This is a genomic window from Polyangium sp. y55x31, assembly GCF_029946505.1.
Lineage (GTDB): Bacteria > Myxococcota_A > Polyangia > Polyangiales > Polyangiaceae > Polyangium.
Genome location: NZ_JARZHG010000001.1, coordinates 221,362 through 245,263, shown reverse-complemented (window position 1 = coordinate 245,263; position 23,902 = coordinate 221,362). Strand labels below are relative to the sequence as shown.

At 67.9% G+C, this 23,902-nt stretch carries 21 protein-coding genes; 11 read left to right on the top strand and 10 right to left on the bottom strand.

Annotation, left to right across the window (positions count from 1 at the left end):
- Nucleotides 1–8 precede the first annotated feature (8 nt).
- Nucleotides 9–707 (top strand): hypothetical protein, encoded by a 699-nt coding sequence (locus QHF84_RS00660; protein WP_281311159.1) that lies wholly within the window; start codon nucleotides 9–11, stop codon nucleotides 705–707.
- On the opposite strand, the gene QHF84_RS00655 is transcribed toward QHF84_RS00660, so the two are convergent.
- Complete coding sequence (locus QHF84_RS00655; RefSeq protein ID WP_281311158.1) at nucleotides 698–919, bottom strand: hypothetical protein; 222 nt, start codon at nucleotides 917–919, stop codon at nucleotides 698–700. The genes QHF84_RS00660 and QHF84_RS00655 overlap by 10 nt on opposite strands.
- A 158-nt stretch (nucleotides 920–1,077) precedes the next feature.
- On the opposite strand from QHF84_RS00655, the gene QHF84_RS00650 reads away from it, so the two are divergent.
- Nucleotides 1,078–1,761 (top strand): hypothetical protein, encoded by a 684-nt coding sequence (locus tag QHF84_RS00650; protein ID WP_281311157.1) that lies wholly within the window; start codon nucleotides 1,078–1,080, stop codon nucleotides 1,759–1,761.
- A gap of 4 nt (nucleotides 1,762–1,765) precedes the next feature.
- On the opposite strand, the gene QHF84_RS00645 is transcribed toward QHF84_RS00650, so the two are convergent.
- Entirely contained in the window at nucleotides 1,766–3,214 is a 1,449-nt protein-coding gene (locus QHF84_RS00645; RefSeq protein WP_281311156.1) for a hypothetical protein, read from the bottom strand.
- A 299-nt stretch (nucleotides 3,215–3,513) separates the two neighbouring features.
- On the opposite strand from QHF84_RS00645, the gene QHF84_RS00640 reads away from it, so the two are divergent.
- A complete protein-coding gene (locus QHF84_RS00640) occupies nucleotides 3,514–4,329 on the top strand; it encodes a HAMP domain-containing sensor histidine kinase (protein WP_281311155.1) in 816 nt (271 codons plus the stop codon).
- Between the two features lie 72 nt (nucleotides 4,330–4,401).
- Here the strand turns inward: QHF84_RS00640 and QHF84_RS00635 are convergent, their stop codons facing one another.
- Together QHF84_RS00635 and QHF84_RS00630 are read right to left on the bottom strand one after the other, a co-directional pair.
- Nucleotides 4,402–4,758, bottom strand: coding sequence for a response regulator (locus QHF84_RS00635; protein ID WP_281311154.1), 357 nt, complete (start codon nucleotides 4,756–4,758; stop codon nucleotides 4,402–4,404).
- Nucleotides 4,759–4,780: 22 nt separating this feature from the next.
- Entirely contained in the window at nucleotides 4,781–6,247 is a 1,467-nt protein-coding gene (locus tag QHF84_RS00630; RefSeq protein ID WP_281311153.1) for an ATPase domain-containing protein, read from the bottom strand.
- A 129-nt stretch (nucleotides 6,248–6,376) separates the two neighbouring features.
- On the opposite strand from QHF84_RS00630, the gene QHF84_RS00625 reads away from it, so the two are divergent.
- Nucleotides 6,377–9,688 carry a serine/threonine-protein kinase gene (locus tag QHF84_RS00625; RefSeq protein ID WP_281311152.1) on the top strand — a complete coding sequence of 1,104 codons (3,312 nt, stop codon included), beginning with the start codon at nucleotides 6,377–6,379 and terminating at the stop codon, nucleotides 9,686–9,688.
- A 358-nt stretch (nucleotides 9,689–10,046) separates the two neighbouring features.
- Here the strand turns inward: QHF84_RS00625 and QHF84_RS00620 are convergent, their stop codons facing one another.
- On the bottom strand, nucleotides 10,047–10,541 hold the full coding sequence (locus QHF84_RS00620) for a hypothetical protein (protein WP_281311151.1): 495 nt from the start codon (nucleotides 10,539–10,541) through the stop codon (nucleotides 10,047–10,049).
- A gap of 222 nt (nucleotides 10,542–10,763) precedes the next feature.
- On the opposite strand from QHF84_RS00620, the gene QHF84_RS00615 reads away from it, so the two are divergent.
- A complete protein-coding gene (locus QHF84_RS00615; protein ID WP_281311150.1) occupies nucleotides 10,764–12,380 on the top strand; it encodes a hypothetical protein in 1,617 nt (538 codons plus the stop codon).
- 3 nt (nucleotides 12,381–12,383) lie between these two features.
- Here the strand turns inward: QHF84_RS00615 and QHF84_RS00610 are convergent, their stop codons facing one another.
- From QHF84_RS00610 to QHF84_RS00595, 4 genes are all read right to left on the bottom strand, one after another.
- Nucleotides 12,384–13,238 carry a hypothetical protein gene (locus QHF84_RS00610; protein WP_281311149.1) on the bottom strand — a complete coding sequence of 285 codons (855 nt, stop codon included), beginning with the start codon at nucleotides 13,236–13,238 and terminating at the stop codon, nucleotides 12,384–12,386.
- A gap of 9 nt (nucleotides 13,239–13,247) precedes the next feature.
- Nucleotides 13,248–14,618 (bottom strand): hypothetical protein, encoded by a 1,371-nt coding sequence (locus QHF84_RS00605; protein ID WP_281311148.1) that lies wholly within the window; start codon nucleotides 14,616–14,618, stop codon nucleotides 13,248–13,250.
- A 70-nt stretch (nucleotides 14,619–14,688) separates the two neighbouring features.
- A complete protein-coding gene (locus tag QHF84_RS00600; RefSeq protein ID WP_281311147.1) occupies nucleotides 14,689–15,168 on the bottom strand; it encodes a DUF1579 domain-containing protein in 480 nt (159 codons plus the stop codon).
- Nucleotides 15,169–15,249: 81 nt separating this feature from the next.
- Nucleotides 15,250–15,765, bottom strand: coding sequence for a hypothetical protein (locus tag QHF84_RS00595; protein WP_281311146.1), 516 nt, complete (start codon nucleotides 15,763–15,765; stop codon nucleotides 15,250–15,252).
- 137 nt (nucleotides 15,766–15,902) lie between these two features.
- Between QHF84_RS00595 and QHF84_RS00590 the strand changes: the two genes are divergently transcribed.
- The 6 genes from QHF84_RS00590 (at nucleotide 15,903) to cysS (ending at nucleotide 21,554) form a co-directional block, all read left to right on the top strand.
- The gene (locus QHF84_RS00590; RefSeq protein WP_281311145.1) at nucleotides 15,903–16,658 is read left to right on the top strand and encodes a glutathione S-transferase family protein; all 756 of its coding nucleotides are present in this window, start codon (nucleotides 15,903–15,905) and stop codon (nucleotides 16,656–16,658) included.
- A gap of 9 nt (nucleotides 16,659–16,667) precedes the next feature.
- A complete protein-coding gene (locus QHF84_RS00585; RefSeq protein WP_281311144.1) occupies nucleotides 16,668–17,201 on the top strand; it encodes an HD domain-containing protein in 534 nt (177 codons plus the stop codon).
- Nucleotides 17,176–17,535, top strand: a complete 360-nt coding sequence (locus tag QHF84_RS00580) for a sigma-70 family RNA polymerase sigma factor (RefSeq protein WP_281311143.1) — start codon at nucleotides 17,176–17,178, stop codon at nucleotides 17,533–17,535. The genes QHF84_RS00585 and QHF84_RS00580 overlap by 26 nt, the downstream gene beginning before the upstream one ends.
- Nucleotides 17,532–18,365: a nucleotide-binding enzyme gene (locus QHF84_RS00575; RefSeq protein WP_281311142.1), complete on the top strand. Its 834-nt coding sequence runs from the start codon at nucleotides 17,532–17,534 to the stop codon at nucleotides 18,363–18,365. The genes QHF84_RS00580 and QHF84_RS00575 overlap by 4 nt, the downstream gene beginning before the upstream one ends.
- A 42-nt stretch (nucleotides 18,366–18,407) precedes the next feature.
- Nucleotides 18,408–19,787, top strand: coding sequence for a cytochrome P450 (locus QHF84_RS00570; protein ID WP_281311141.1), 1,380 nt, complete (start codon nucleotides 18,408–18,410; stop codon nucleotides 19,785–19,787).
- A gap of 324 nt (nucleotides 19,788–20,111) precedes the next feature.
- Nucleotides 20,112–21,554 carry a cysteine--tRNA ligase gene (cysS, locus tag QHF84_RS00565; protein ID WP_281311140.1) on the top strand — a complete coding sequence of 481 codons (1,443 nt, stop codon included), beginning with the start codon at nucleotides 20,112–20,114 and terminating at the stop codon, nucleotides 21,552–21,554.
- 61 nt (nucleotides 21,555–21,615) lie between these two features.
- On the opposite strand, the gene QHF84_RS00560 is transcribed toward cysS, so the two are convergent.
- Nucleotides 21,616–23,889 carry a patatin-like phospholipase family protein gene (locus QHF84_RS00560; RefSeq protein ID WP_281311139.1) on the bottom strand — a complete coding sequence of 758 codons (2,274 nt, stop codon included), beginning with the start codon at nucleotides 23,887–23,889 and terminating at the stop codon, nucleotides 21,616–21,618.
- Nucleotides 23,890–23,902 lie beyond the last annotated feature (13 nt).

Sequence of the window (23,902 nt, the reverse complement as noted above, 5' to 3'; positions counted from 1 at the left end):
CGTCCGCCGTGCGTCGCTTTTTCCTCCTCTCCCAGGGGCGCGCCTTCTCGTACGCGTTTTCCTCCTTCGGGCTCGCGGCGACGGCTTTTTCCGCGGCTCGGGACGGGTTCTTGTCGTTCCTGCTCTCGCCGCCGGGCCTGCCCGTCATGGGCCTCGGGCTCGTCATGCTGGGCCTTTCCGTCGAGGAGACCGGCACCGTGCGGCGGATCCGGCTCGGCGCGGGGATGCGCGTCCTTGCGTTCGCCCTGGTCCTCGTGGCCCTGGTCTGGGCGATCGCCATCGGCGCGCTCGCCTCGGAGCTCGTGGTCCTCGGGTTCATGTTTTTCGGCGCCGGCGTGGCCGGCGCGGCGGTAGGTTTCGTGCACGACAAGGGCGTCGTCGCGGACGTCCGGTATGGCCAGCCCATTCGCCTCGAAACCATCTCCGCCGATTTCGTCTCGCTGCGCGTCCGTGGCCGCGACGTCAACGTCCCCACCTCGATCCTGCGCGGCGTGGGCCTTGCGCGGGACCTCGATGGGCGCGGCGTCTTCGTGCTCGTGCGGAGCCGCGACGACATCGCGGGCGGCGAGGAGCTCCCCTGGGTCGCGACGACGCGGGAAGGGGAGACGTTCATCCTCACCGAGCACGAAGCCGGCCTCGACGCAGAGGTCCTCGCGACGCGCCTGACGGAAGCCGCGGCGGCGGCCCGGGAAGGTGGTTATCGCTGACGGTCGCCGCGCAGCCGGCGACCCCGGAGCACGCGCGTCAGATCGACCTTGCTCCCGTTCAGGCCGGCCATCGGATCGTTGTCATCGCGGCTCGTGCGGCCGATGTGCCAGACCCTGTTCTCGCCGCGCAGACGTTCTTTTTGCTCCTCCACGGAGAGCTCCGAGCCCCCACCGGGATTTTCGCTGCGAACGGGGCGAATGGTCGTGCTCATCGGGGCCTTGGGTTCGTATTGCGCGGCCTTTGCAGCATCCGCCGGTTTTCACCGGGCGTCAAGAACGTGGGCCCGTTCGCATCGATCACGCGTGAAAGAAAGACCCGCGCTTGACAGCGGGGACGTCCTCGGCTCCCCTTCGCGCGGAGGCCTTCATCATGGCCGTACAGCTCACCGGGCCCGTGGATTTTGCGTTCGCGCGTCGCTCCGTCGGGCCCTCCCGACCCCCCGAGCTCCTCGCGAAGGTCTCGAAGGCGGGCACGCTCCTTTTTGTCGTCGATCGGTACGAGATCACCTTCCAGGACGGCGGGAGCGAGACGGTGTACCTCGAGCGCCTCGAGCGTTTGCTCGGGCTCGACGAGGACCCGGACCGCGGATTTTACGAGGCGGACAGCGTCGACACGGAGCCCGACGAGCTTCTGGAGACGCTCTTCGCGACCGAAACGAAGCGCCACGTGGGGCTGCTTCGTTCCCATTTCGAGGCGCGCTCGCCCGTCGAGATCGAGGTCCACGCGAACGTCGTCTATCGGCTCATGCAGGACGATTGGGACGCCATGCTGGCGTTCCTGAACGAGCGCCTGCCCGAGGAGGGCGCGCTCGGCATCGACGAGATGCGGAACTTCGACGTCGAAGCGATGATCGCCTTCGATCCGGAGGAGGACGAGCCGGCTCGCGAGGACGGGACGGGGTTCGTCATGTATTTCCGCGAGCAGGACGACGAGGACGACGGATTGCCGCTGCTCGGGCTCTGCATTCTCGCGCACGCCGTCGTGCACGACATCGATTGGATGGACGTCGAGGAAGAGCCGCTTTACGATCGCGTGCTCTTGCGCGCCGGCTGATTCCTCACGGGTTCGTCGCGGGCTTCGGCGCTTCTTCCTCCTCCCCCGCGCGCGCCTCCTCCTCGGCCATTCGATTCTTCCGCTCGACCTCTTCGGCCTTGCGCTCGGCCTCCGTCCTCCTCCAATCGTCCCCCTCCATGAAGCCCTCGACCTGCTTGATCTCCTCGATCCGCTCGCGCGCGCGCCGCGCGGCGTCCGCGTAGGTCGGATCGGTGCCGGCTTTCTGGAGGAAGACGCCGAAAAGCTCCTTGGCCTTGCGCGTCGCGAGCTCGGGACGCTCTCCGCCTGCGATCGCCGCGTACTCCTGCGTCAGGATTCCCTCGTTGTAATAAGCCTCGGGCCGCTCGGGCGCGCTTTGCTTCGCCTTCGCGAGCTCACTCCGCACCTCGGCGACCTTCTGCGTCATGTTCGCCTCGTCGATCTGGCCGCGGAGCGCATGGGCGAGGCCGATGCGCGCGTCGTAATCGCCCGGCTGCAAGGCGAGCGCTGCCCGGTAGGCCTGTTCGGCCGGCGAAAAACCGCGGAAGCGCAGGTTCACGGCGGCGAAATTCATGTGCGCCTCGAAGAACGCGGGATCGAGCCTCCGCGCCTCGTCGAACGAACGCGCGGCCGCCGTGAAATCCCCGAGCTCGACCTGGATCATGCCGGCCGTGTTGTGAATCGGCGCATACCGCGGATCCTTGCGAATGGCCTGCGAGCACACGAGCGCCGCGAGCTCGAGCACCTGCGTGTCGATCTTCCTCGTGTTGAGCGGGCCGAGCGCCCGCGACGCCTCGGCTTTTCGTTGCGCCGTCCCGAGATGAATGAGCGCGAGGAGGTTGTAGGCCGGCAAGGCGCGATCATCGACTGCGAGCGCGCTCTGCGCGTATTTCTTCGCGCGTTGCGCATCGGTGAGCCCATCCGCGTCCGGCGTCGCGCGCCCTCGTTTCAGGTGCAGCTCGCCTAGGTGCACGAGCGAGGTCGCATCCTTGAACTGCGCGTCGACGACGGCGGCCCGCGTCAGCTCGGCGATCGCCGCGTCGAAGTTTTTCCCGCCCGACGCCGCGAAATCCAGGAGTGCGAGCTCGGCCCGCGCCCGGTGGAACGTGGGCTCCGCCGCGAGCGCCTTCGTGAATTGCTCCCGCGCCTCGCGATCGAGCCTGCATCGCTCGTAGGCCACGCCTGCATTGTAATGGGCGCGCGCCCGGATCGAGGCGCTCTCGCGGCTGTCGGCGGCGGCCGTGAAATGCGCCGCGGTGGCCCTGCAGCTCGCTTCGTCGTGCTTCTGCGTGGCGTCCTGTCGAGCGAGGGCGAGCAGGCCATCGCGGAATCGGAGCGCGGTCGTGGGGGATGCGGGTTCGTTCGAGGATGGCGAAGGGAGCGGGTTTTGCTCGGGGCTCACGGGGACCGTGGAGACACTCGCGCCGCACCCCGTGAGCGCGAGCGCCGCGAGGAGCGCCGTTCCGATCGTCATGTTGCGCCTCGTCCCCGATTTCGATGCATCCCTCTGCATATGCCGCTCCTCCATCGTACCCACGCGGCGACAGCGCCGGGCCGTGGCCTCCGCGTGAGACGCGCTCGCCTTCGCAGGCCTTGGGGCGAGATCGACCGCTGCGACGGGTTGTCTCCTTCCTGGTTGTCCTTACAACAATGCGCCAGCTTGGGCACTCACAGCCGCGTGCATGAATTTCCGTACGCGAAATTCATCCAGCCACTGACCAAGGCCGTGTTTGATGCGCCCGGGGCTCCAGGATATCGGTGGTTCACCCACGCATGATTCCGTCTCCACGCTCCGCGTTCCCGTCGTCGCCTCTGGTCCCGAACGACGAGCCCCGGGAGGACGGGTCCTCGTCCGAGGAGCCGCTCTCCGACGAGGTCATGCGCCTGCGCGCCGAGCGGAGGATGCTCGAAGAGGAGCGTGTTCGCCTCACGCGCGAGCTCGAAGCCGCGCGGGCAGACGTGCTCCAGGCCGAGCAGCGCCTCGAGAGCGTGCTGAATACCGTCTCGCACGAGCTCCGCACCCCGCTGCAGGCCCTGCACATCTGCCTGGAGCTCTTGCACGCGCGGATCCGCGGCGCCGCCGACGAGGTCCCGAAGGCGTGGGTGCTGAGCCACCTGGAGAAGGCCAAAGGCAGCTCGAATCGCATGACGAGGCTCGTGCGGGCGCTGCTCGACGCCTCGCGCCTCCAGGCCGGCCGCATCGAGATCCGGCCCGAGCCGCTGGATCTTTCCGCGCTCGTCGCCGACGTCATCGCCGCCGCGCGCGACGAGCTCGCCTGGGCCCGCTGCCCGTGCACCTTTTCGAGCCATGGCAAGGTCCTCGGCGCGTGGGATCGACCCCTCCTCGAGCTCGTGCTCCACAACCTGCTGTCGAATGCCATGAAATACGGCGCCGGCCAGCCCGTGCACGTGGAGGTGGAGGGGCTCGAGGCCTCGGCGCGGATCACCGTGAAGGACCACGGCGTGGGCATCGCAATCGAGGATCAGGCGCGGATCTTCCACCGGTTCGAGCGCGCGTCCACACGACGACGCACCTCGCCGGGTTTGGCCTGGGCCTCTGGATCGTCAAGCAGGTCGCCACGGCCATGAACGGCACGGTGACGGTCACGAGCCGGCCGTCGGAGGGAGCCACGTTCGTGCTCTCCTTGCCGCGGGAGCCCGTCACGGGTCGATCTGGCCTCGAATGACGCGCAGCAGCGATTGAACGTCGAAGGGCTTGGCCAGCACGGGCGTGCTCGCCCGGACGTCCGCGGGCAAGGCCCTGGGCGCGGCCGTGATCAGGACGACCGGCAGCGTCGCATACGCGGGATCGGCGCGCAGGGCGCGGAGCATCTGCACGCCGTCCATCACCGGCATCATGAAATCGACGAGCGCGAGATCGGGGCGCTCGCTCGCGACCAAAGCGAGCCCTTCTTTGCCGTTCGGGGCCGTGACGACACGATAGCCCTCCCAGGCGAGGACCTCGGCGACCGTATCGACGATCGCGAGCTCGTCGTCCACGAGGAGGATGGTCTTCATCGGCCAGCGGCTCCGCCCGGCGTCACTTGCGCTTGGTTTCCTTCCGGGATCGTGGGACCTCTGGCAACTTCGTCCCGCGCGCCGGGACGCCCTTCGCGGCGCCCTGCGTGAGCTCGAACGACGGACCGATCTCGATACCGGTCGCCGATACCTCGAATTCGTAGAGCCCGCGCGCATGGGCGCTGTCACGTGTCTTCGTGAGCGCGAGCAGCCTCAGGATCTGCGCCTCCACCTGCACCTGGCGCAGCGTCAGGATGTTGTGGCAAAACGCCGAGGCGGCCTGGGTCGGGATGGCAATGTCGCCGCTGAAGATGTCCTGCGTCTCGTCCGTGAGGAGCGTGGTGACGCCGAGCGCAGCGAGCTCCTCCACGAGGACCGAAAAAAACGAGGGCACGCGATCCGGATTCAGCGTCGCGCGCCGGAGCCCCGCGAGGCCGTCGATGAAGAGGCGGCGTATGCCGTGGGTCCGCACGAGCTCGAGGAGCCGGTGCCCGAGCGCGTCCAGCACGAGCTCCGCCGACGGCTGCCATTCGACGAGCAGCCCGGGGCCGCGGGTCCCCGCCGTGGTCATCCCGAAGCGCGCCATTTTTGAGCGGATCGCGGCCGGATTCTCGAAAAAACCGAAACAGAGCGCAGGTTCGCCCGCGCGCACACCGGCGTTCAGGAAATGCATGCCGAGCACGGTCTTTCCCGATCCGGTGGGGCCGAGGAGGAGCGTCGTCGAGCCCTCGAAGACCCCGCCGCCGAGCAGCTCGTCGAGCGCCTCGATTCCGATCGTGATGCGCTGCTCGGACTGGGCTCCGGTGCGGCGTGATCCGAAAAGCGCCTCGAACCGCGGATACACGACGAGGCCCTCGCTGGAGATGAGATAGGTGTGACAACCCTCGAGGAAGCTCGAGCCGCGGAGCTTCGTCACGTGGAGCTCCCGCAGCGATCGGGCCCCGGCCGTCCGGCTGCGCAGCTCCACGATTCCGTCGACCATCGTGTGCTCGGCGCGGACGCCGTTGTCGGGATCCGAGCTCGTCAGGAGCACGACCGTGACGCCCATGAGCCCGATCCACGCCTGCAAGTCCTGGATGAATCGCTTGTAGGCGGTGACGTTCGGGAGCGCGGCGAGCTCGGCCATGACCATGCCGTCGATGACGAGCAGCGAGGCGCCCTGGGAGCGGATCGCGTCGCGCAGCATCTTGAGCAGGGCGTCGAGCCCGCCGTCGCGCAGCGCCGCGTAGCCGTTGAGGTACACGATCCCCGTGCCGATGAGCGTCGGATCGAAGAACTGCATCCCGTGCATCTGCGCGAGCAGCGCCTCGTGCGCCTCGGACAGGAGCGTGACGTAGAGCGTCCGGCCGCCTTTCGACGCGTGGTGGAAGCAGATCTGGTTGCCCAGGATCGTCTTGCCCGCGCCCGGCCGCCCCATGACCAGATAGATGTGTCCCTGGAAGAGCCCGCCGAGGACGACCGTATCGAGGCCGGCGACCCCCGTGCTCATCCGGGTTGCGTAGATGGTTCTTTTCGGCTCGATCATCGGAGAGGCAAAGGTTTGCCATCAAAGTTCGACCCTGCCAAGCCGTGGGTATTTTGAACGGAACGCGGCGAGGCAGTATTCTCCGGGCCGCTGATGCTCTCCGAAGACATCCAGATCGCGCTCTCGACCCTGACGCGCCTGCACGCGACGAACCCCGAGCTCGAGGAGTCGGTGCGCGCGCACTTCCGCGCAGGCGGCGAGAGCGAGGCCGATCGACGCGCGTTGCCCCAGGACGCGCGCGCCGCCGCGCAGCTCCTCCGGCGCGAGCTTCCGGAGCTCGCACGTTCGGCCGAGGAGATCGCCGCGCTCGCCGCGCTCTACGGCGAGCCCGCGGGCGAGGTCCTGCTCTCGTTCTGTGCCGCGAGTGCGTTCCGGCGCGACGTACGCATGGCCCCGATCCTCGTGGCGCTCGCCGAGACGATCGGCCGCGATCGGATCGTCGAGGCCGCACGCGCGCGTGTCGTCGAAGGGCCGCTGCTCGACGCGCTCTCGTGCGCGCCGCTGCTCGGCGATGGAGAGGCGCTCGCGTCGGCGGCGAACGTCGAGGCGCGCGCGCGGCTGGAGATCCTGATCTGGGAGGCCGGGGCGAGCGCGCTGGAGGTCCCCGAGCTCGGGCCGTGGCTCTGGGGATCACCCACGACGTTCGAGCTCATGATCCGCGAGCCTGCGCACGGCGCGCTCCGTGGACGTGTCCTCGCCGCGCGATGTCTCGAGATCAGCGTGCGTGGCATGCCCCGGATGGCCGATCCCGAGCTCATCGGACGCACGCTCCAGGTGCTGCAGCCCTTGCTCCTGCACCCCGAGCCGCTCGTCTGGGTGCACGCGGCGCGCGCGCTCGGGCGCCTCACGGGCGTGATGGAAGAGCTTCAGGGCACGCTGCTCGACTGGGTCTTCGGCGAGTCGGTGGTCCTTCGGCAGCGCGCGACGACCGCATTCGCCTCGCTCCCGGCCGATCGGCTGGCGTTCCTCGCGAGCCAGCTCGTGGCCATCCTCGACTCGCGCGAGGAGGAGGCCTGGGTCCTCGCCGCGGTCGCCGCAGCGACGCCGTACCTGTTTTTCGAGCGCAAGACGCTCTGGGATCGGCTCGCCCGGCGGGTGCTCGAAGGCGACGGAGGCGCGATCGCCGCGCGCGCTCTCGCGCGTGGTCTCGCCACGCTCTTCCGTCGCGGCGTGGAGGAGCCCGAGATCGAGGCGACGCTCCGCGCGCTCCGCGAGAAGGCGCGATACGTGCGCGCCGCGTCGATCGACGAGACGCGCCGGTGGATCGAGGTCATCGCGGTGACGGACGTGATCGATCGGGCCGAGCGGGATCCGCTCGACCTCGAGCTCGGTCTGGAAAACCTGATGCGCCTCGCCGCGCAGTACGACGACGAGGAAGCGGACGCCCGCGCCGCGCGGTTCGCCTCGTCGCTCGCGCCGACGTTTCACGAAGCGCGCCGCATCGCGCTCGGGTGGGGCCGTCTGCGGCAGAGGGCGGCCGCGCTGAACGCGCTCGAATCCTCGGCGCGGGCCTTCGCGGTGCGCCTCTGGCGGCCGCTGCTCGCAACGCGGCCCGCGGGCGTGCCCGTGGACGAGCCCGAGCTCGAGGAGACGTGGAAGACCCTGGCCCGCTCGCCCGCGGAGATCCTCGACCTCGTCGCAGAGCGGCGGCGCGGCGAGAAGACGGACGTGCACGAGGATCTCGCACTCGAGGTCGCGGCCGTCCGTCTCGGCGGATACGCGCTCGACGCATGCGGCGAGGACGACGAGCTCGGCCCGGGCCGCGGGCCGACCGCGCACGACACGTGCCTCTGGCTGCGCAAGCTGGAAGGCCTCGGCAGCGGCTCGCGAGAGTTCCCGCCCGCCCTGAAAAACGCGCTCTCGGCGCTGCTCTGGCGGCTCGTGGACACGACGCGCGGGACGGCGCTCGGCGAGGTCGACGACGTCCGCTGGCTCGGTCCATTCGCCGCATGGTGGGCGCTCGTCATCGATCGGCCCGCGATGCTGCGTCAGCTCGCGACCTCGCTGCCGATGATGGCCCCGAGCGCGCTCGCGCGCTGCTGCGAGCAAGCCGAGGCGCTGCGCACGGCCGTGTCGTCGGCCGAGACCGACGCAGGCTGGCCATTCCAGGCCGAGGAGGCGCTCGTCGCGCTGCACGCCGAGGACACCGAGCTCTCCTGCGCACTCACGAAGCTCGCGATGGCGCTCGAAGACTTCAACGAGGCCGCCGGCCCCAAGCCCGACCTCGAGATCCGCTGCATCAAGCTCGTCCTCGCAGGCGATCGCTTGCAGGCCGCACTCGCAGATCCCGTCAAGGCGCTGCACACCGCGAACGAGGACGACGAAGACACGCTGCCGCCGCGCACGACCCAAAACGCACCCCGCGTGGCCGCGCTCGTCGCCCGCGCCATCCGCGCGCGAGAGCTCGGCATGCTCGACGTGTGGTTCGCCTCGCTCGGCCCCGTCGCCTCCGCGCTCCTCGAAGGCGCCGTGCGCGGCGCCATCCGAAGGACGCCGCCGCCACCGCCGACCACAAAGAAAAAAGAGCCCAAGCTCATCGAGGGCTACGAGCTCGTCAAGCCCCTCGGCGAAGGCGGAATCGGCTCGGTTTGGCTCGTGCGAAAGCCCGGAGCCGATCGTCTCTTCGTGCTCAAGATCCCCAAAGCCGACGCACTCGCCAGCGCAAACGAGACCGAGCGCGCCGGCATCCTCGCATCCTTCGTCGAGGAAGCAAACGCACTCGCCGGCCTGTATCACCCGAACGTCGCGAACATCATCGATCGCGGCGTCTCGGAGGGCGCGCCGTTCCTCGTGCTCGAATACCTCATCGGCGCAGACCTCAAGCAATACGCCGCAGCACGCCTGATGACGCTCTTCGAGCTGCGGCAAGTCGTGCTCGACGCATGCGCCGGGCTCGCAGCGCTGCACGGCGCAGGTCTCGTGCATCGCGACATCAAGCCAGCAAACCTGTGGCTCCGTCTACCACTCGCCGGCGGAGAGCGCTTCGACCCAGACAAACACCGCGATCCCGGGCGCGTGCCCCCACTCTCGACCGTGGTCATCGATTTCGGCATGGTGCGGGCCATCCGCGTCCCACCCGAAGTCGGAGGCCGTTTCGTGGCAGGCACGCCCGGCTACATCGCACCCGAGCAGGTGCTGGACCCCGTGGAGCTCGACCCACGCTCCGACGTCTACGCACTCGCCGGCACCCTTTACAACGTGACCACAGGCCGCTCATTCTTCGACGAGCTGACAGGCCGCGACCGCATCCTCGCGCACATGCGGCTCGATCCGTTCGACGACCCCGAACGTCTCCGCGGCTTCCCCACAGCCATCGCCAAACTCCTGCGCGCCGCCACCACGCGAGATCCGGCCGAACGCCCGTCTCCGCTCGAGTTCGGTCGCGAGTTCGCAGCAGCGCTCTGAGGTGGTGTGGTGTTCGGCGGCGTAGCGCCGGGGCGCTGCCCCGGGCCCCGCGGGGGCTGTTCGCCCCTCGACCCGAACCAGCGCAGGCGCTGGACCATTTGGGGAAGAACTGCGCGATGCGCAGTTCTTCCCACAGGCCGGTGGCAAGACCGTGAGGGTCGTCGCACGCAGCGAGACGTTGCCGGTTGAGACACCAGCGCTGCTGCCTTGGCTGGCGGGGTCGTCGCCGGTCTTGCCACCGGCTGTTCGATGAACTGCGCATCGCGCAGTTCATCGACCTCGAGTCCAGCGCTTGCGCTGGTCCGGGGTGCAGGGGGCGGACAGCCCCCGCTGGGGTGCGGGGCGACGCCCCGCGCGTTCAGTCGGCCAGGACGGAAATCGCGGTGAACAGCACTTGCCCGTTCGTTTGTGAATCGACGCGGACTTGATGCACGTTTCCGGCGCGGAATGCTTCTAGCATTTCGTCGGGGCCGAGTTGGAAGGAGCCGATCGGGTCGTCGCTGACCATGTCGTCGTCGAGTAGCTCGATGGCGAGCCGTGTGGTCCCGTCGAAGGCTACGTTTTCGAATGTCGGCGGTCCTTGGAATTGTGGGGTGAAGCTATCGGACTGGCCGGTGAGCCGCACGGGCGCGCTTTCGATGGGGCCGACGATCTTTGCGCGACCTTTCACGTCGGGTTTGTCGAGTGCCTCGTTTGCGGGTGCGGCGAGGGCCTTGGCGATCTCCACGTAGGGTACGCGCCCGCGCAGGAGATTGCCGAGGAGATCGATCTGGCTCGGCTCGATTTGTCCTACGCCGTCCCAGACTTCGCCGCCGAGTTTGCAGGGGGCTACGGTCACGCCGTGCAGCATCACGCGCCCTGAGGCGGGCATCGAGCCTGCGTAGGATTCGGCGCCGGAGGCGGCGGGAGAGGGCCCACAGCCGAGGAGGAAGAGCGCAAAGAGGAGCGGCCACCGCATGAACGATGACGGTAGGCGGCCTTTTGGGGAGCGTCAACCGGCCGGCCGCTTTCGAGCGTGCCTCGCGCTCGCCTCTTGCAATTGGCGGGGCGCCGCGGTGTCATCGGGGGCGCGACCATGCCTGATCTTCCTTCTCCGCCGACGGCGCAGATGCCTCCGATCGACGACCACTACGACGAACTGCTCGCCTCGGTCCGCGCGCGCTTCGGAAAGGTCACCAAAGACAAACCGAGTTTGTTCACCACGCGCACGTCGGCGCTTTACCAGGTCTTCCTCGACGCTGTCCCGATCGAGCTGCGGCAGGTCAACAACTGCTCTGTTTGCAGGCACTTCGTGAATCGGTACGGCGGCCTCGTGATCGTCGGTTCCGATGGCAAGGCGCGCCCTGCGCTCTGGGATCCCGAGACTGCGCCCGAGCCCTACAAGAGCGCGATCCGGGCGCTCGCGAAGGTCGTGGCCGAGGCGCCGATCGACGGGGTTTTCCTCTCGGACGAGAAGGTATGGGGCACGCCGCGGACGGGCGATTGGGAGCACATCGCGGTCACGCCTTCGAAGGACCTTCTCCACAAGCCCACCGTGATCAAGACGAACCCTCAGATCATGGCGGAGAAGCGCCATGATCACGAGACGCTCCTCCGTGGGCTCGAGGCGTTCCCGATCGACATCGTCAAGCAGGCGCACTCGCTGCTCTCCACCGAGTCGCTTTATCGATCGGAGGCCGTCCTCGGCGTGGCGAAATGGCTGCTCGAGCTGCACGAGACGCGCGCCGCCACGAAAAATTCCCGCGCGCGGGACAACCTCACCTGGCTCGCGGTCGCTCGTGCGCCGGCCGGCTTCTGCCATGTGCGCAGCAGCATGATCGGCACCTTGCTCGAAGATCTCGCGGCGGGCATGCCGTTCGCGGAGGTCAAGAGTCGGTTCGCCGCGAAGATGCACCCGCTCCAGTACCAGCGCCCGCAGGCGGCGCCGACGGCCGGCAACCTCGCGCGTGCCGAAAAAATCGTCGAAGCGCTGAAGAGTGCCGGAGCGATGGAGCGGCGCTTCGCCCGGCTCGGCGATATCGAGACCTTGTGGGTCCCCAAAAACGCCAAGCCCAAGGAGCAAAAGGCCGGGGTCTTCGATCACCTGAAGTCCGCCGCGAAGATTGCCGTCGACGTCGACGTCCCGCCCGTCACCATGACGTGGGAGAAGTTTCAGCGAACCGTCCTTCCCGAGGCGGAGAGCATCGAGTTTTTCGTCCCGAAGTCGAACCAGTCGTACATCGGGATGGTCACGGCCAAGCACGCCGACGCGCCTCCGATCTTGCAATGGGACTTCGAGGATCGGCGCAATCGGGTCAGCTCGTACGTGTACGCGGGGGGCTCGCCGCCTGCGCGCTGGAATTTGAAGCCCGACGTCTACCATCCGGTGACGGCGATCGCCTTGCAGCCGTGGATGTGGAACCCGAAGAAGGTCCTCACGCACCACGGCGTCGGCGTGATCTTCATCTTGAAGGACGCGCGAGATCGGGACTACAAGCAGGGCGCCGGGTTTTTCCCGGGGTATCTACGGAGCGAATACCACGAGATTCGCTCGACGATGGAGGCGTATGCGCAAAACGCGGTCGTCGAGGGCAAGGACACGGCCGAGGCTTGCGGGATCAGCCTCGTGAAGGGCTCGACCTGGAACCTCGACTTCCGCGTGACCTCGAAGGGCGGCATGCGCGTCGTGTACAGGCTCGACCGCTGGGATTGACGATCAGAAGTCTCGCGCCCACGCCGGCGCGGGCTTCCGCCGGGGCATTCGCTCGAATGCGTGCGACCACGTCTCGACGAGCTCGCCTCCGCGCAGCGCACACACCACGAGCCGCCCGTCCAGGGACGCGCCGTAGAGGTGGTCTCGATCGAGCCAATCGAGCCACACGTGGTTCGAGAGCGGGATCTCCCGCCCGTCCTTCCCGACGAGACCATAATGGTTGCGATACCGCTCGACCCGCCCCTCGCCCTGGTCGAAGCCCCCCTGCACGACACGCAGCACCTCGCGCCCGCCGCCCGGGCGCCGCTTCTGGAGCACCGCCTGGCGATGCTGGTCCCAGATGTCGTGTGGATCTCGCGGCGCGGAATCGTCGGCTTCGACAAACCCGATCCGCCGCTCGGCCGCGAGCTGGGTCGGATGAATGTTCTCGATGTTCCACGGGCACCGATCCGCCACGTCGGCGCCGTGGTGCAAGTCATGGCGCGCGGGGATGTCCGGCCGACCCGAGGCGGGGGAGGGAAACCACATGCCGCGCGTCCAGGTCCCCGCCTCGCGCCAGGCGAGCAGGCAGGTGAGCCAAGGGGCGCGTGAAAGGCCGCTGAATTGCCAGGGCCAATCGGGATCGCCCGGCGCTTTCATCGCGAAATAAAGCAGATACCGTCCGTCCGGCGAGAGCGCGCATCGCCGCGGGTAGAGCGTCCCGAAGAACATGGCCCCGGGCTCGACGTGGTGGGTGTCGAGGTCCCAGAGGTGGAGCGACCAGCACTTCTGGCGATGCGTGACGAAGACGAGCGCGCGTGGTGCTTCCGAGGCGCGGAGGATGTAAATGCGCGGGAAGGTGAGCGTCTCGCCGGCCATGCGCGTGCCTCAGGGAACGGGGCTCCACGAGGCGCTGCCGCCATACGCGATGAACGCGGGGACGGCCTTCGTGTCCCGCGTATCGACGACGACGACGCTCCGGATTGTCGGCTCGCAGCCCACGTACGGGCATAACGAGAGCGTGAAGGCGAGGTGGTGGTCGTCGGGCGCCCAGGTGGGCTCGAACGCGCTGTAAAACGGCCGTGGGAAGGCGACCGTGAGCATGCGCTCGTCGACGCCGCGCGCGTCGAGCACGGAGATCTCGTTTCGATAATCGGCGCCGAACCCGCCCTCGCGTACGGACCACGCGGCGGCGACCTTGGTTCCTTTGGGAGACACCCCCAGGTTCACCGAACCCGGCGCCCAGAACGAACCGAACCCGCGAATACCGCTGCCATCCGGCATCGTCGTGTAAAGCCTGCTGCTCCGGCAGCAGTACGAGCCCGCCGGGCTCGCCGAGAACAACAATCGATCGCCGAGCCACTGGGCGCCGCTGAACATGTGGTTGCCAGCGTCCGGTAAATGCCGGAGCTTCCGCGTCGCGACGTCCACGGAGGCAAGGTGCTCCGCCTCGAACCCTCCCGCGACGACGTAGAGTGTATCACCCTTCGGCGAGAACGCGGGATGATTGAAATAATCCGGCTCGCCCACGCGATGATCCTCGCCGCTCGCCACGTCGACGAGGTGCAGCTCCTCCGACGGCCCGTCGGGCGACGCGCTCTTCGCGATGTAGGCGACGCGGCTGCCGTCCGACGTGATCGCGAACGACGGCTGATACCCGTATGCGCCGGCGAATTTGCGGCTGACCGGCCGCGGATCCGTGCCATCCGCATTCATCAAAAACACGCGCCAGGCCATCCCGTCGCGGTTGCTGAGAAACGCAATCCGACGCCCGTCCCCGAGGAACACGGGCGCCACGTTGCGCTGCGCCTTCTGCGTGATCTGCGTCTCCGCGCCCTTCGCGAAATCGTACGTGAACAGATCCCCCGAGCGTGTGAACGTGAGGCGCCCGGACGAGAGGCCGAGGTCCTTGACGAGCCCGAGCCGCGGCGGCTTCTTGTGGACCTCGGGCGCCCCGAGCCCCTGGTACGCCTTCACCCAGTCGTCGAACGTGCCGATCGTCTTGCGTGGCGCTTCGGGCGGCGCTTCGGCGACAGTAGGCTCGGGCGGTGGCAAATACGGAGCCGCCGTGCCCTCCGCGGTCCCGGCCGTGGACGGCGCGGACGATGCGACGCTCGGCGAAGGCGCGGCGGCGCTGGCCGTCGAGGCCGCGGAACTCGTCGCGGCGGCCTGCTCGTCGTGCCCCGTTCCTTGGGGCTTGCACGCTGCGAGGTGCAGCCAGATCAGCCCGAGAACTCCGACATGCGAAACACGGGACATCACGGCTCGCCGGACGATACCAGAGCACGTGGGTCGAGGTAAGGGACGATCGCGCAATCGTCCCTCGGGCTCACTTCGTCCGCCGATAGTTCTGCTGCATGATCTCGGTCCACTTCCCGTCCTGGCCCTGCATCACAGACCGGAGGACGCGCTCGTCGGCGCTCTTGATCTCGATGATGTCCTTGTATTTGGACACCTTGCTCATGTCGGAGAAATCCGGGCCTTCGGTGTCGAGCGTCAGCACCTTCGCCTCGGCGTCCAGCGAGCCGCGATAAACCCACATGTATGGCATTATCGAGGCGATGAACGTCCCGACGAACGCCTTCTGGTTCGTGTCGTAGCCGAACGTCCACATCATGTGGGACATGGATCCGCCGGGTATCTCGCCGCGCGCCTCGCACAGCACCCAGAGGTCGCCCATCGGGCGCACGACCTCGGTGCCGGTGAACTTGTGGAACTTGCCCGGCTCCATCTCCGCGTCGTGCTCGTACGTCCACTCGCCCACGAGCTTCTGCAGCCAGAGATGCTCTTTCGTCGGTTCGACCTTCATTCCTACCTCCCTGGGAAAGATGGTTCGTGGTCAAACCATGAGGCGCACCCGCCGTCAACCAGGAAATGCGTGGCCCGCCGCTCATTTCATCAGGGACGGCGCGTGCCGCTCGAAGAACGCGAACACACCAGACTTCGTCAAGACGAACCGCTCCCCGAACCGAGCCTGGAGCAAGCCTCGGACCTCCTCGGCCTCGTTCCGGTTCATCAGGCTGAACATCTGTGGTTTGCCCTCGTCCGTTGCGACGTAGAGCTCGTGCGCCATGGCCGTGAGGTGCAGGCGTATCTCGCGAACGCGCTCGCGAGGGAGCCGCTCGACACGTTTTGCTTTGCCCACGAGCGCGTCGCACCACGCCTCCGCCGTTCCACCCTTCGGCCGCCGAGGTCCATACGTCGTATCGCCGATCTCGCCGATGACGTCGAGATTGGCGCGGATCCCCGCTTCGGCGCCTGCCTTCACGGCGGGCAGGATGCCGAGGTCACACTGCACGATCTCCGTGGGGAAAAAGAAAAAGACCCAGTTCGAAAGTCCCCCGCGGGACGTGAGCCCCGTGAGGACGAACGCGCCTTCGCTCGTGGGGACCGGGGTAGGGTGCATGGGAGAAAGAAACAAGAGGGGAAGGGGGGTTGTCAATGCCATCTCGGTTCGTACCAGGCATCGACCTGCGTCGTTTTGCCGCGCGCGCAATTCGTTCGCTCGACGTCCCGCCCGACCTGTAGGATGCTTGGGTTCCAATGCAGAACCAAAAGACCCGGCTCTACGGCATCTCCTTCTCCCCCTGGTCCGAGAAGGCCCGCTGGGCGCTCGACCATCACCGCATCTCGTACGAGAAAGTCGAGCACTACCCCCTCGCGGGCGAGCTCCGGCTCCGCGTGCTCCTGCGCAAGCCGACGGGGCGCGTCACCGTCCCGATCCTCGACGATCGCGGCGTCCTCCTCACCGATTCGTACGACATCGCCCGCCACGCGGACGCCGTCGGCGCGGGGCCGAAGCTCTTCCCCGCGGGTCGTGAGGCCGAGATCGAGGCCTGGAACCGCCGCAGCGAGACGACGCTCGCGGCGCTCCGGGCGATGATGATGCTCAAGCTCGTCGACGATCCGACCTTCGCAAAGGCAGCCTTGCCGCGCACCACCCCGAAGGCCCTCGTGCCGCTGCTCATGCCGATCGGCCGCGGCGCGATGCAGCTCTTCGTCGCGAAGTATCGAATGCGCGAGGGCGCAGAGACGCACCGCGCCGTGGCCGAGCAGGGGCTCGAGGCGCTCGACGAGGCGCTCGCCGACGGACAGAAGTATCTGCTCGGCGACACGTTTTCGTATGCGGACATCGCGATGGCGCTCGTGCTCCAGGTCGTGAGCCCGGTCGACAAGAAGTTCATGCCCACGGGACCCGGCGGCCGCGCGGGCTGGAGCAACCCGGACCTCGCGCAGCGGTACGAGCGGCTCGTCAAGTGGCGCGACGAGGTCTACGAAAACCATCGCCGGTGGGTGTGACCGTGCCCCGTGGGTGAGCGGCGTGATCACCTGCGCCGCGCCCCGGTGATGTACGACGAGATCCTCCCCCTGCTGCTCGCCCTCGACGGAATACGCCAGAACCCTGCGTATCACCCCGAGGGCTGCGCCCTTTACCATTCCCTCCAGGTCTTCGATCTCGCGCGCGCCGCGTCTTCCGACCGCGCGCTCTGGGCCGCGGCGCTCTTGCACGACGTGGGAAAGGCGATATCCTCGCCTGACCACGACGCGCTGGGCGCCGATCTGCTCGACGGCCTCGTCTCGCCCCGCATCGTCTGGCTCGTGCGCCACCACCTCGACCTTTTGCACGACCCTGGGCCCACCAAGCGCCGCCTGCGCGGGACGACCGCGCTCGCCGACCTCCAGCGCCTGCGCCGCTGGGACGTCCTCGGTCGCTCTCCTCACGCCACCGTGATGTCACCCGAAGACGCGCTCTCGATTCTCCTCGAAGGCGCAGACCTTTCCCTCCTCGACCCCGGCGGCGAGCCCGCCCCCATCCATGACCCACGAAAGGAGCTGTTCTGACGGCAAGAGGCACCGCGCCCGCCTCGTCGCGGACCTCGATCACATCGATGCGTCGCGCCACCTCTACCACGACGACGAGGTCTCCGAGGCGCGCTTTCGCCTCCACGACGCCGTGCGCGACGCCGTCGCAACGGTCTTGACGGACAAACAGCGCGAGGTCGTCGAGGCGTATTTTTTCGAAGGCCTGTCCCAGGGCGAGATCGCGCGCCGCCTCGGCGTCACGCAGCAGGTCGTGCAAAAACGCATCTATGGCGCCGGGCGCGGCGGCCGCACCGTCGGCGGCGCGCTCCGCAAGCTCCGCGATGCCCTCGCGCCGCTCGTTTTGCCATCATGAGCAGCGAACGAACCGGAGGGCTCCGCGGCAGGATCGCCGCGGAAGCCGCGCGCCTCATGTACGAGGAAGGCGTCAAGCAATACTTCACGGCCAAACGGATGGCCGGAAGGCGCCTGCTCGGCCGTGCGGGAGGGAAAAACCTGCGGTATAGGCCGCAGGACTTGCCCTCGAACGGCGAAATTCGCGACGCCCTGCTCGCCATGGCCGAGCTCGCCGAGGGCGAACGGCGCACGCGCCGGCTCTTCGCCATGCGTGTCGTCGCTCTCCGCGTGATGCGCGCCCTCGGCCCGTTCGAGCCGCGCCTCATCGGATCGGTCAGCACGGGGCACATCCGGCGCGGCAGCGACATCGACATCCAGGTCTTCACCGACGACGAGGACACGTTCGAGCGCCACCTCGCCGGCCTCGGGTGGACCTCCGAGCGGGAGCGGGTGAGCATCTTCAAATTCGGCCAGATTCGCGAATACGTGCACCATCACGTGGCGGACGTCTTCCCGGTGGAGCTCACGGTCTACGAGAGGCGCGAATTGCGGTTTCGACCCCGCAGCAGCACCGACGGGCAGCCCATTCAGCGGGTGAAGGTGCCGGCGCTCGAAGCGCTCCTCCGCGAGGCGCACCCCGAGGCGTGGGCGCAATACGAGGCCGACGGGACCATCGCCGATCTCGACGAGATCCTCGCTGAGGAAGAGGACGAGGACGCGCCGCTGCCGGGCCCTTTTGATGGGCTGCTCGCCGAGGAGCCCGCGGAGGTTGCGTGGCCCGAAGGCGAGGACGACGAACCGGACGAGGATTACGATCCGCTCCCTGGTTTCGAAGCGTACTCCGATTGACACGGCGTCGGGGCCCGGTTATGGCTCGGCGGGAGGGATTGCATGAATACGCTCCCGCCCGGACCCGAGCACCTCGGCCTGATCGACACGCTCCGTTCGAGCTTCGGGTCCCCGGCCTCCGTCATTCGCCGCCTCGCCGCGGAGCACGGGGATCCGTTCCGCGTCGGCACCTTGAACGGGCCGATCACGTTCCTTGGAAACCCCGCGGCGATCCGCGCCATTTATACGGCCGATCCCGAGACGTTCGAGCCGTTCGGGGTCGACGTGACGGAGCCCATCTTCGGGCGGACCTCGGTCGTGGTGTCGACCGGGCCGCGCCATCGCCGGGATCGCAAGCTACTCGGGGCTCCGTTCGCGCCTGCCGCCGCGAAATCGTACGCGGCCGTCGTGGCCGAGGTCGCGCGGGAGGCCGCATCGCAGTGGATGCCGTGTCAGCCGTTCTCGATGCTGGAGACCACGCAAGCCATCGCGCTCGACGTGGTCATCCGGGTGGTGTTTGGCGTGAACGGCGAGGCGCGGATCCGCTTCGTCCGCGCGGCCGTGCTTGATCTCATTCACGCCATGAATCCGCTCATTCTCGTCATGCCGGCGATCCGACGCCCCCTCGGCGGATTCGGCCCCTGGGCGCGCATGCTCCGGGCCAGGGCGGCGCTCGACGCCCTCTTGATCGAGGAGATCCGCGCCTTGCGCGCCTCGGTCGAAGACCGGTCCGACGTGCTCGGGCTCATGCTGAAGGCGCGGTATGAGGGCGGCGAGGGGCTCAGCGAGCAGGAAGTCCTCGATCAGCTCCGCGCTTTGCTCTTCGCGGGGCACGAGACCACGGCCGTCACCCTGGCCTGGGCCTTTTATTGGCTTCACCGCGAGCCCGACACGCTCGCGCGGGTGCTCGCCGAGCTCGACGCCCTCGGGCCCGACGCCTCGCTGGACAAACTCCTCGGTTTGCCCTACCTGGAGGCCGTCTGCCTGGAGACGCTGCGCATCGTACCGCCCGTGGTCAACGTCGGGCGCGTGCCTCGAAAGCCGTTTGCCCTCCTCGATTACATCATTCCCCCGGGCGAGGCGCTCATCCCATCCCCGCTCCTCGTGCACGTGCGCGAGGATCTTTATCCCGAGCCCGAGCGGTTTCGCCCCACGCGATTCCTGGAGCGGGAATTTTCCCCGTTCGAGTTCATCCCGTTCGGCGGAGGATCCCGCCGCTGCCTGGGAGCGACGCTGGCGATGCTGGAAATGAAGGTCGTGCTCGCCATTGTCCTGCGGGAATATCAGCTCCGGCTCGCGAGCACGGCCCCGATGGAGCATGTGCAACGGGGAATCACGATGGGGCCGCAGGGCCGCGTGCCGATGATGCTGGAAGGGCGCCGGGTGCAACGGCGGCCCCGGGCAGGCGGGGCTTGCCTCGCCCGCGTTTCTGCGATAAGGTAGAGTCCTCATGCGAAGCTCTCGGCGTACGTACCCTCTGACGGCCCTCGCGCTCCGTTGCGATGGCCGCTGTTGTCGTCGCTGAAAAGCGTTCCTGAAAGATAGGCCCACGAGAGGCACGCGCGCGCCGCCGCGCTGGGCGGACGTCCGCCCGTGGATCCGGCGCGCCTCTGCGCCCTCGTGGCCGCGGGAGCGCCGCACGAGGGCAAGCCGCCGAGGGCTCGCGCGCCGAAATGGCGTTTTTCATGCGGGCCATTTCGGCGTCATTGCGCGCGCGGGGCGCTGCCGCTTTGGTTTCGTACGTCGATGACCAGAGGAGGATGTCCCATGGCGATCCAGATTTTCGATACGCTCTCGCGACAGACACAAGTGGCTTTTCCGGACGCGCAGCAGCACGTCGGCATGTACCTGTGCGGCCCCACCGTCTACGGCGACGCGCACCTCGGCAACGCGAAGACCGCCGTCGCATTCGACGTCGTCCGGCGGTGGCTCGAATACCGCGGGCACCACGTGCGATTCGTGTCGAACGTCACCGATGTCGGTCATATCACCGAGGATGCGCTCGACGAAGGTCGCGATCGTATCGCCGAACGCGCCGCACTCGAACGCGTGGAGCCCATGGAGATCGCCGATCGGTATTTCTGGAAATACTTCGACGAGATGGGCCGGCTCAACGTGCGAAGGCCCGACGTCACGCCACGCGCGAGTGGCCACATCCCGCAGCAGATCGAGCTCGTGGAGGAGCTCCTCGCGCGCGGCCTCGCGTACGTGGCGGACGGGTCGGTGTACTTCCGGGTCGCGGCGTTTCCCGGCTATGGAAAGCTTTCGCGGCGGGTGATCGACGAGCTCGCCATCGGGACGCGGGATCTCGTGCGCGGGAGCAAGTCGGATCCGCGTGATTTCGCGTTGTGGAAGAAGGCCGACCCGTCCCACGTGCAGCGCTGGAAATCGCCCTGGGGAGAGGGGTTTCCAGGCTGGCACCTCGAATGCTCGGCGATGAGCTTGCAATACCTCGGCGAGGGCTTCGACATCCACGCGGGCGGGCTCGATTTGCAGTTCCCGCACCACGAGGCCGAGATCGCCCAGGCCGAGGGCGCGGGCCGGCGTTTCGCGCGGCTCTGGATGCACGGGAACATGCTGACCGTGAACGGAGAGAAGATGTCCCGATCGAAGGGCAATTTCACCACGCTCGCGGACTTTTACGCGAAGCACGATCCGCTGCTCCTGCGGTTTCTCTTCGTGCAGAGCCATTACCGGGCGACGGCCGAGGTGTCGGCGGAGACGCTGCAGGCGGCGACCTCGGGCCTCCGTCGCTTGCGGGATCTCCGTCGCGAACTTGCGCGGCGCGCGGGCGGAGGGCCGCCCGGCCATGCCGAGGCGCTCGAAGCGCGTCTCACCGCGGCGCGTGGTGCCTTCGAAGCGGCCATGGACGACGATTTCGACACGCCCGCCGCTCTCGCGACGCTCTTCGTGCTGGCCCGTGATCTCCAGGCCGCGCTCGCGGGGCCCGTGCCGCAGGGAACCATCCTCCACGCGCTCGAGCTCGTGTCGTCGCTCGGCGAGGGCGTGCTCGGGCTCCTGCCGGAGGAGCGCGACGCGCCGGATGCCGAGCGCTTCGATCGGGTGATCGCATTGCTCCTCGCGGAGCGGGCACGGCACCGCGCCGGGCGTGATTATGCCCGGGCGGATGCGCTGCGCGCGGGGCTCGCTGCGGCGGGTATCGAAATCGAGGATGGGCCCGACGGGGTACGATGGTCCCTATCTGCGTGATCACGTGAGGCGACCGTACATGCGTACTCGGCTACGAACGCGCGCGCAATGAAGCGCGGCATCAGGCCGCCCGCGACGCGGCGGCCCGGCGCTCGTCCCACCACGCCCGGAGCGCGTCGGCCCTTGCGCCGACGGTCGTGTTCGCCGCGTCTTCGAGGCTCTTTCGCTCCTCGGGCGTCAAGTACCAGCTCAGGGCCGCGTCGCCTGGAAACTCGAACGTCACCTGCTGGAAGAAGCTCCCGCCGAACCGTTTGTCGAGGTGGAACCGCCGCGCGATGGCCTCCACCTGCTCGTCGTTGCGGAAGCGCATCACGCTCTCGCGCGCGGAGAGCACCGCCGAAATGGGAGACGTCACGCCTTCGAGGGCCCGCGCGATCCGGTCGCCGAAATGGTCGCCCGCGGGCTCCGGCCGCTCCACGCCGTCGCGGATCTGCACGAGCAGGATGCCGCTCACGTTCTCTTCGATCCAGCCCGTCCGGAGCATTTCGTCGAGCCAACCGCAGGCGAGGTTCACGCCATAGTTGTCCCAGTAGCCGGCGTCCACGACGCGCCTGCGGGGCACGGTCGGCAGTGCCGCGGCAGGGGACACGAACGGAAAGGACGCGCTCATGCGGGCCGCCGTCGCGAGGCGCAGCGTATCCCTCGATTGCACCGGAAAAAGCCGAGCGAGCTCGTACCCGGATCGCGCATACACGACCCGCTGGCCCTCCTTTCCGATCGCCGGCCCGTGCTGGACGAGGAGCGCGTCGAGGCAGAGATTCGAGATGAGCAAACGTTTCCCGTCCTCGACGAGCATCGGGCTCCACACGAGCGAGGGGCGCCACCCGGCCATTTCGCCGGGCCCGAGCACGGAGAGCTTCGTGCCGAGGGACGGCATGTTCTCCACGAACGCATGTTCGAGCGCCGTGCCCCGATCGTGGAGCTCCCGGCCCGTCGAGCGCTTCGCCCACTCCCGGATGCGCGCGGGCACGTCGCTGAACACGAGCGACGCGGCCACGCGTGACAGGCACTCCTTGGCCACGTTGGCGACGAGCCAGTCCGATCCCTTGGCGTCCGGGGTGGTTTTTCCCGGTGCCTCCTCTTTGTGATACTCGGACGAACCTTCCGTGCTCGTCGGGCTTTCGAGGGTCGCCACCCAGTACGACGCGCCCACCATTCCGCCGGAGGCGCCGCTGATCATCCGGACGTGATAGGGAAACGCTCGACGCTCCCGTTCATCGAGCTGTGTTTCGAGCTCGCGGAGGACGGCCGCGGTCCAGACCGCCGCGCGGATCCCGCCGCCGCTCGTGCAAACCAGCACGAGGGGCCGCTTCCGGCCTTTCTCGTCCGTCCAGCGGAACTCGTCCATGGCCCGTGGCAAAAGGCCTGGGCCGTTCACTCCGGCCGCCTCGTAGTCCGCGAGGTGCACATGCCCGGCCGCCTTGCACCCGTGCGCACAGGGCTCCTGCTCGATGGCCGGATAGGCATCTTTCAAATCGGTGAACCTGGCCGCATATCGATTCCGGCCGAGCACGTAGAAGGCCAGGATGGCCCCGCCGATCAGCAGCAAGGAATGCCACTTCTCGAGCCAGTACACGAAAAAACCATCGATCGCGCCGAGCAGCGCGAGGAGGACGCAGAGCCCCGCGGCCGCGGGGATCTTCCTCGCCCGGAAGCAACTCGCCACGATGTACATCACGGCCAGGAGCGCGAAAAACGCCGCCGCGTACACGTGCTCGTGCAGCATCTCCCGGGGGGCGTCCGCTTTCCAGTCCGCCGAGAGGCAATTTCCGATGCCGTGGATGCACGGACGGATGTGCTCGCCGAAGCTCTGGACACGCGCCAGGATCGCGCCGTTCGTCCCGCCGAAAATGAAACCCAGCGTGAGGACGATCCCGATCTCCGCGCCCAGCAGCGTGTACGCGGTGGTCCCGAGGCGTTCGAGGATCGGCTTGGAATCGCGCGGAAGGCTCTCGTCCGTCTTGCGGAACAAGCGGGAAACGAGGGAAGCGACGATGACCGTCGCCAGCACGCCCCAGAGCGCGCCGAGGTAATTCAGGACGTCGAGGGGAATGCCGTACCCGCGACAACGATGCAGCTCTTCGGGCGAGATCAGAAAGCTCACGTAAAAGAGCTCGCTCGCGAGCAGCGCCATGGAGAGCCCGATCGCGAACTGGGCCTTGCGGGTCTGTCCGCGGAACAGGTATGGCAAGCCAAACGATCGACCGAGATCGTAAAAGAGCATCCCGAGGACCACGACCAGGGCCCCGAAGAGGAGCAGGTGCCTCGAAAAGTCGAAGACGACCTGGATCACCCACGGCGGCGCGGCGATGAGCTTGCAGAAGGCTTCCGTCATGAATCCTTCCTCG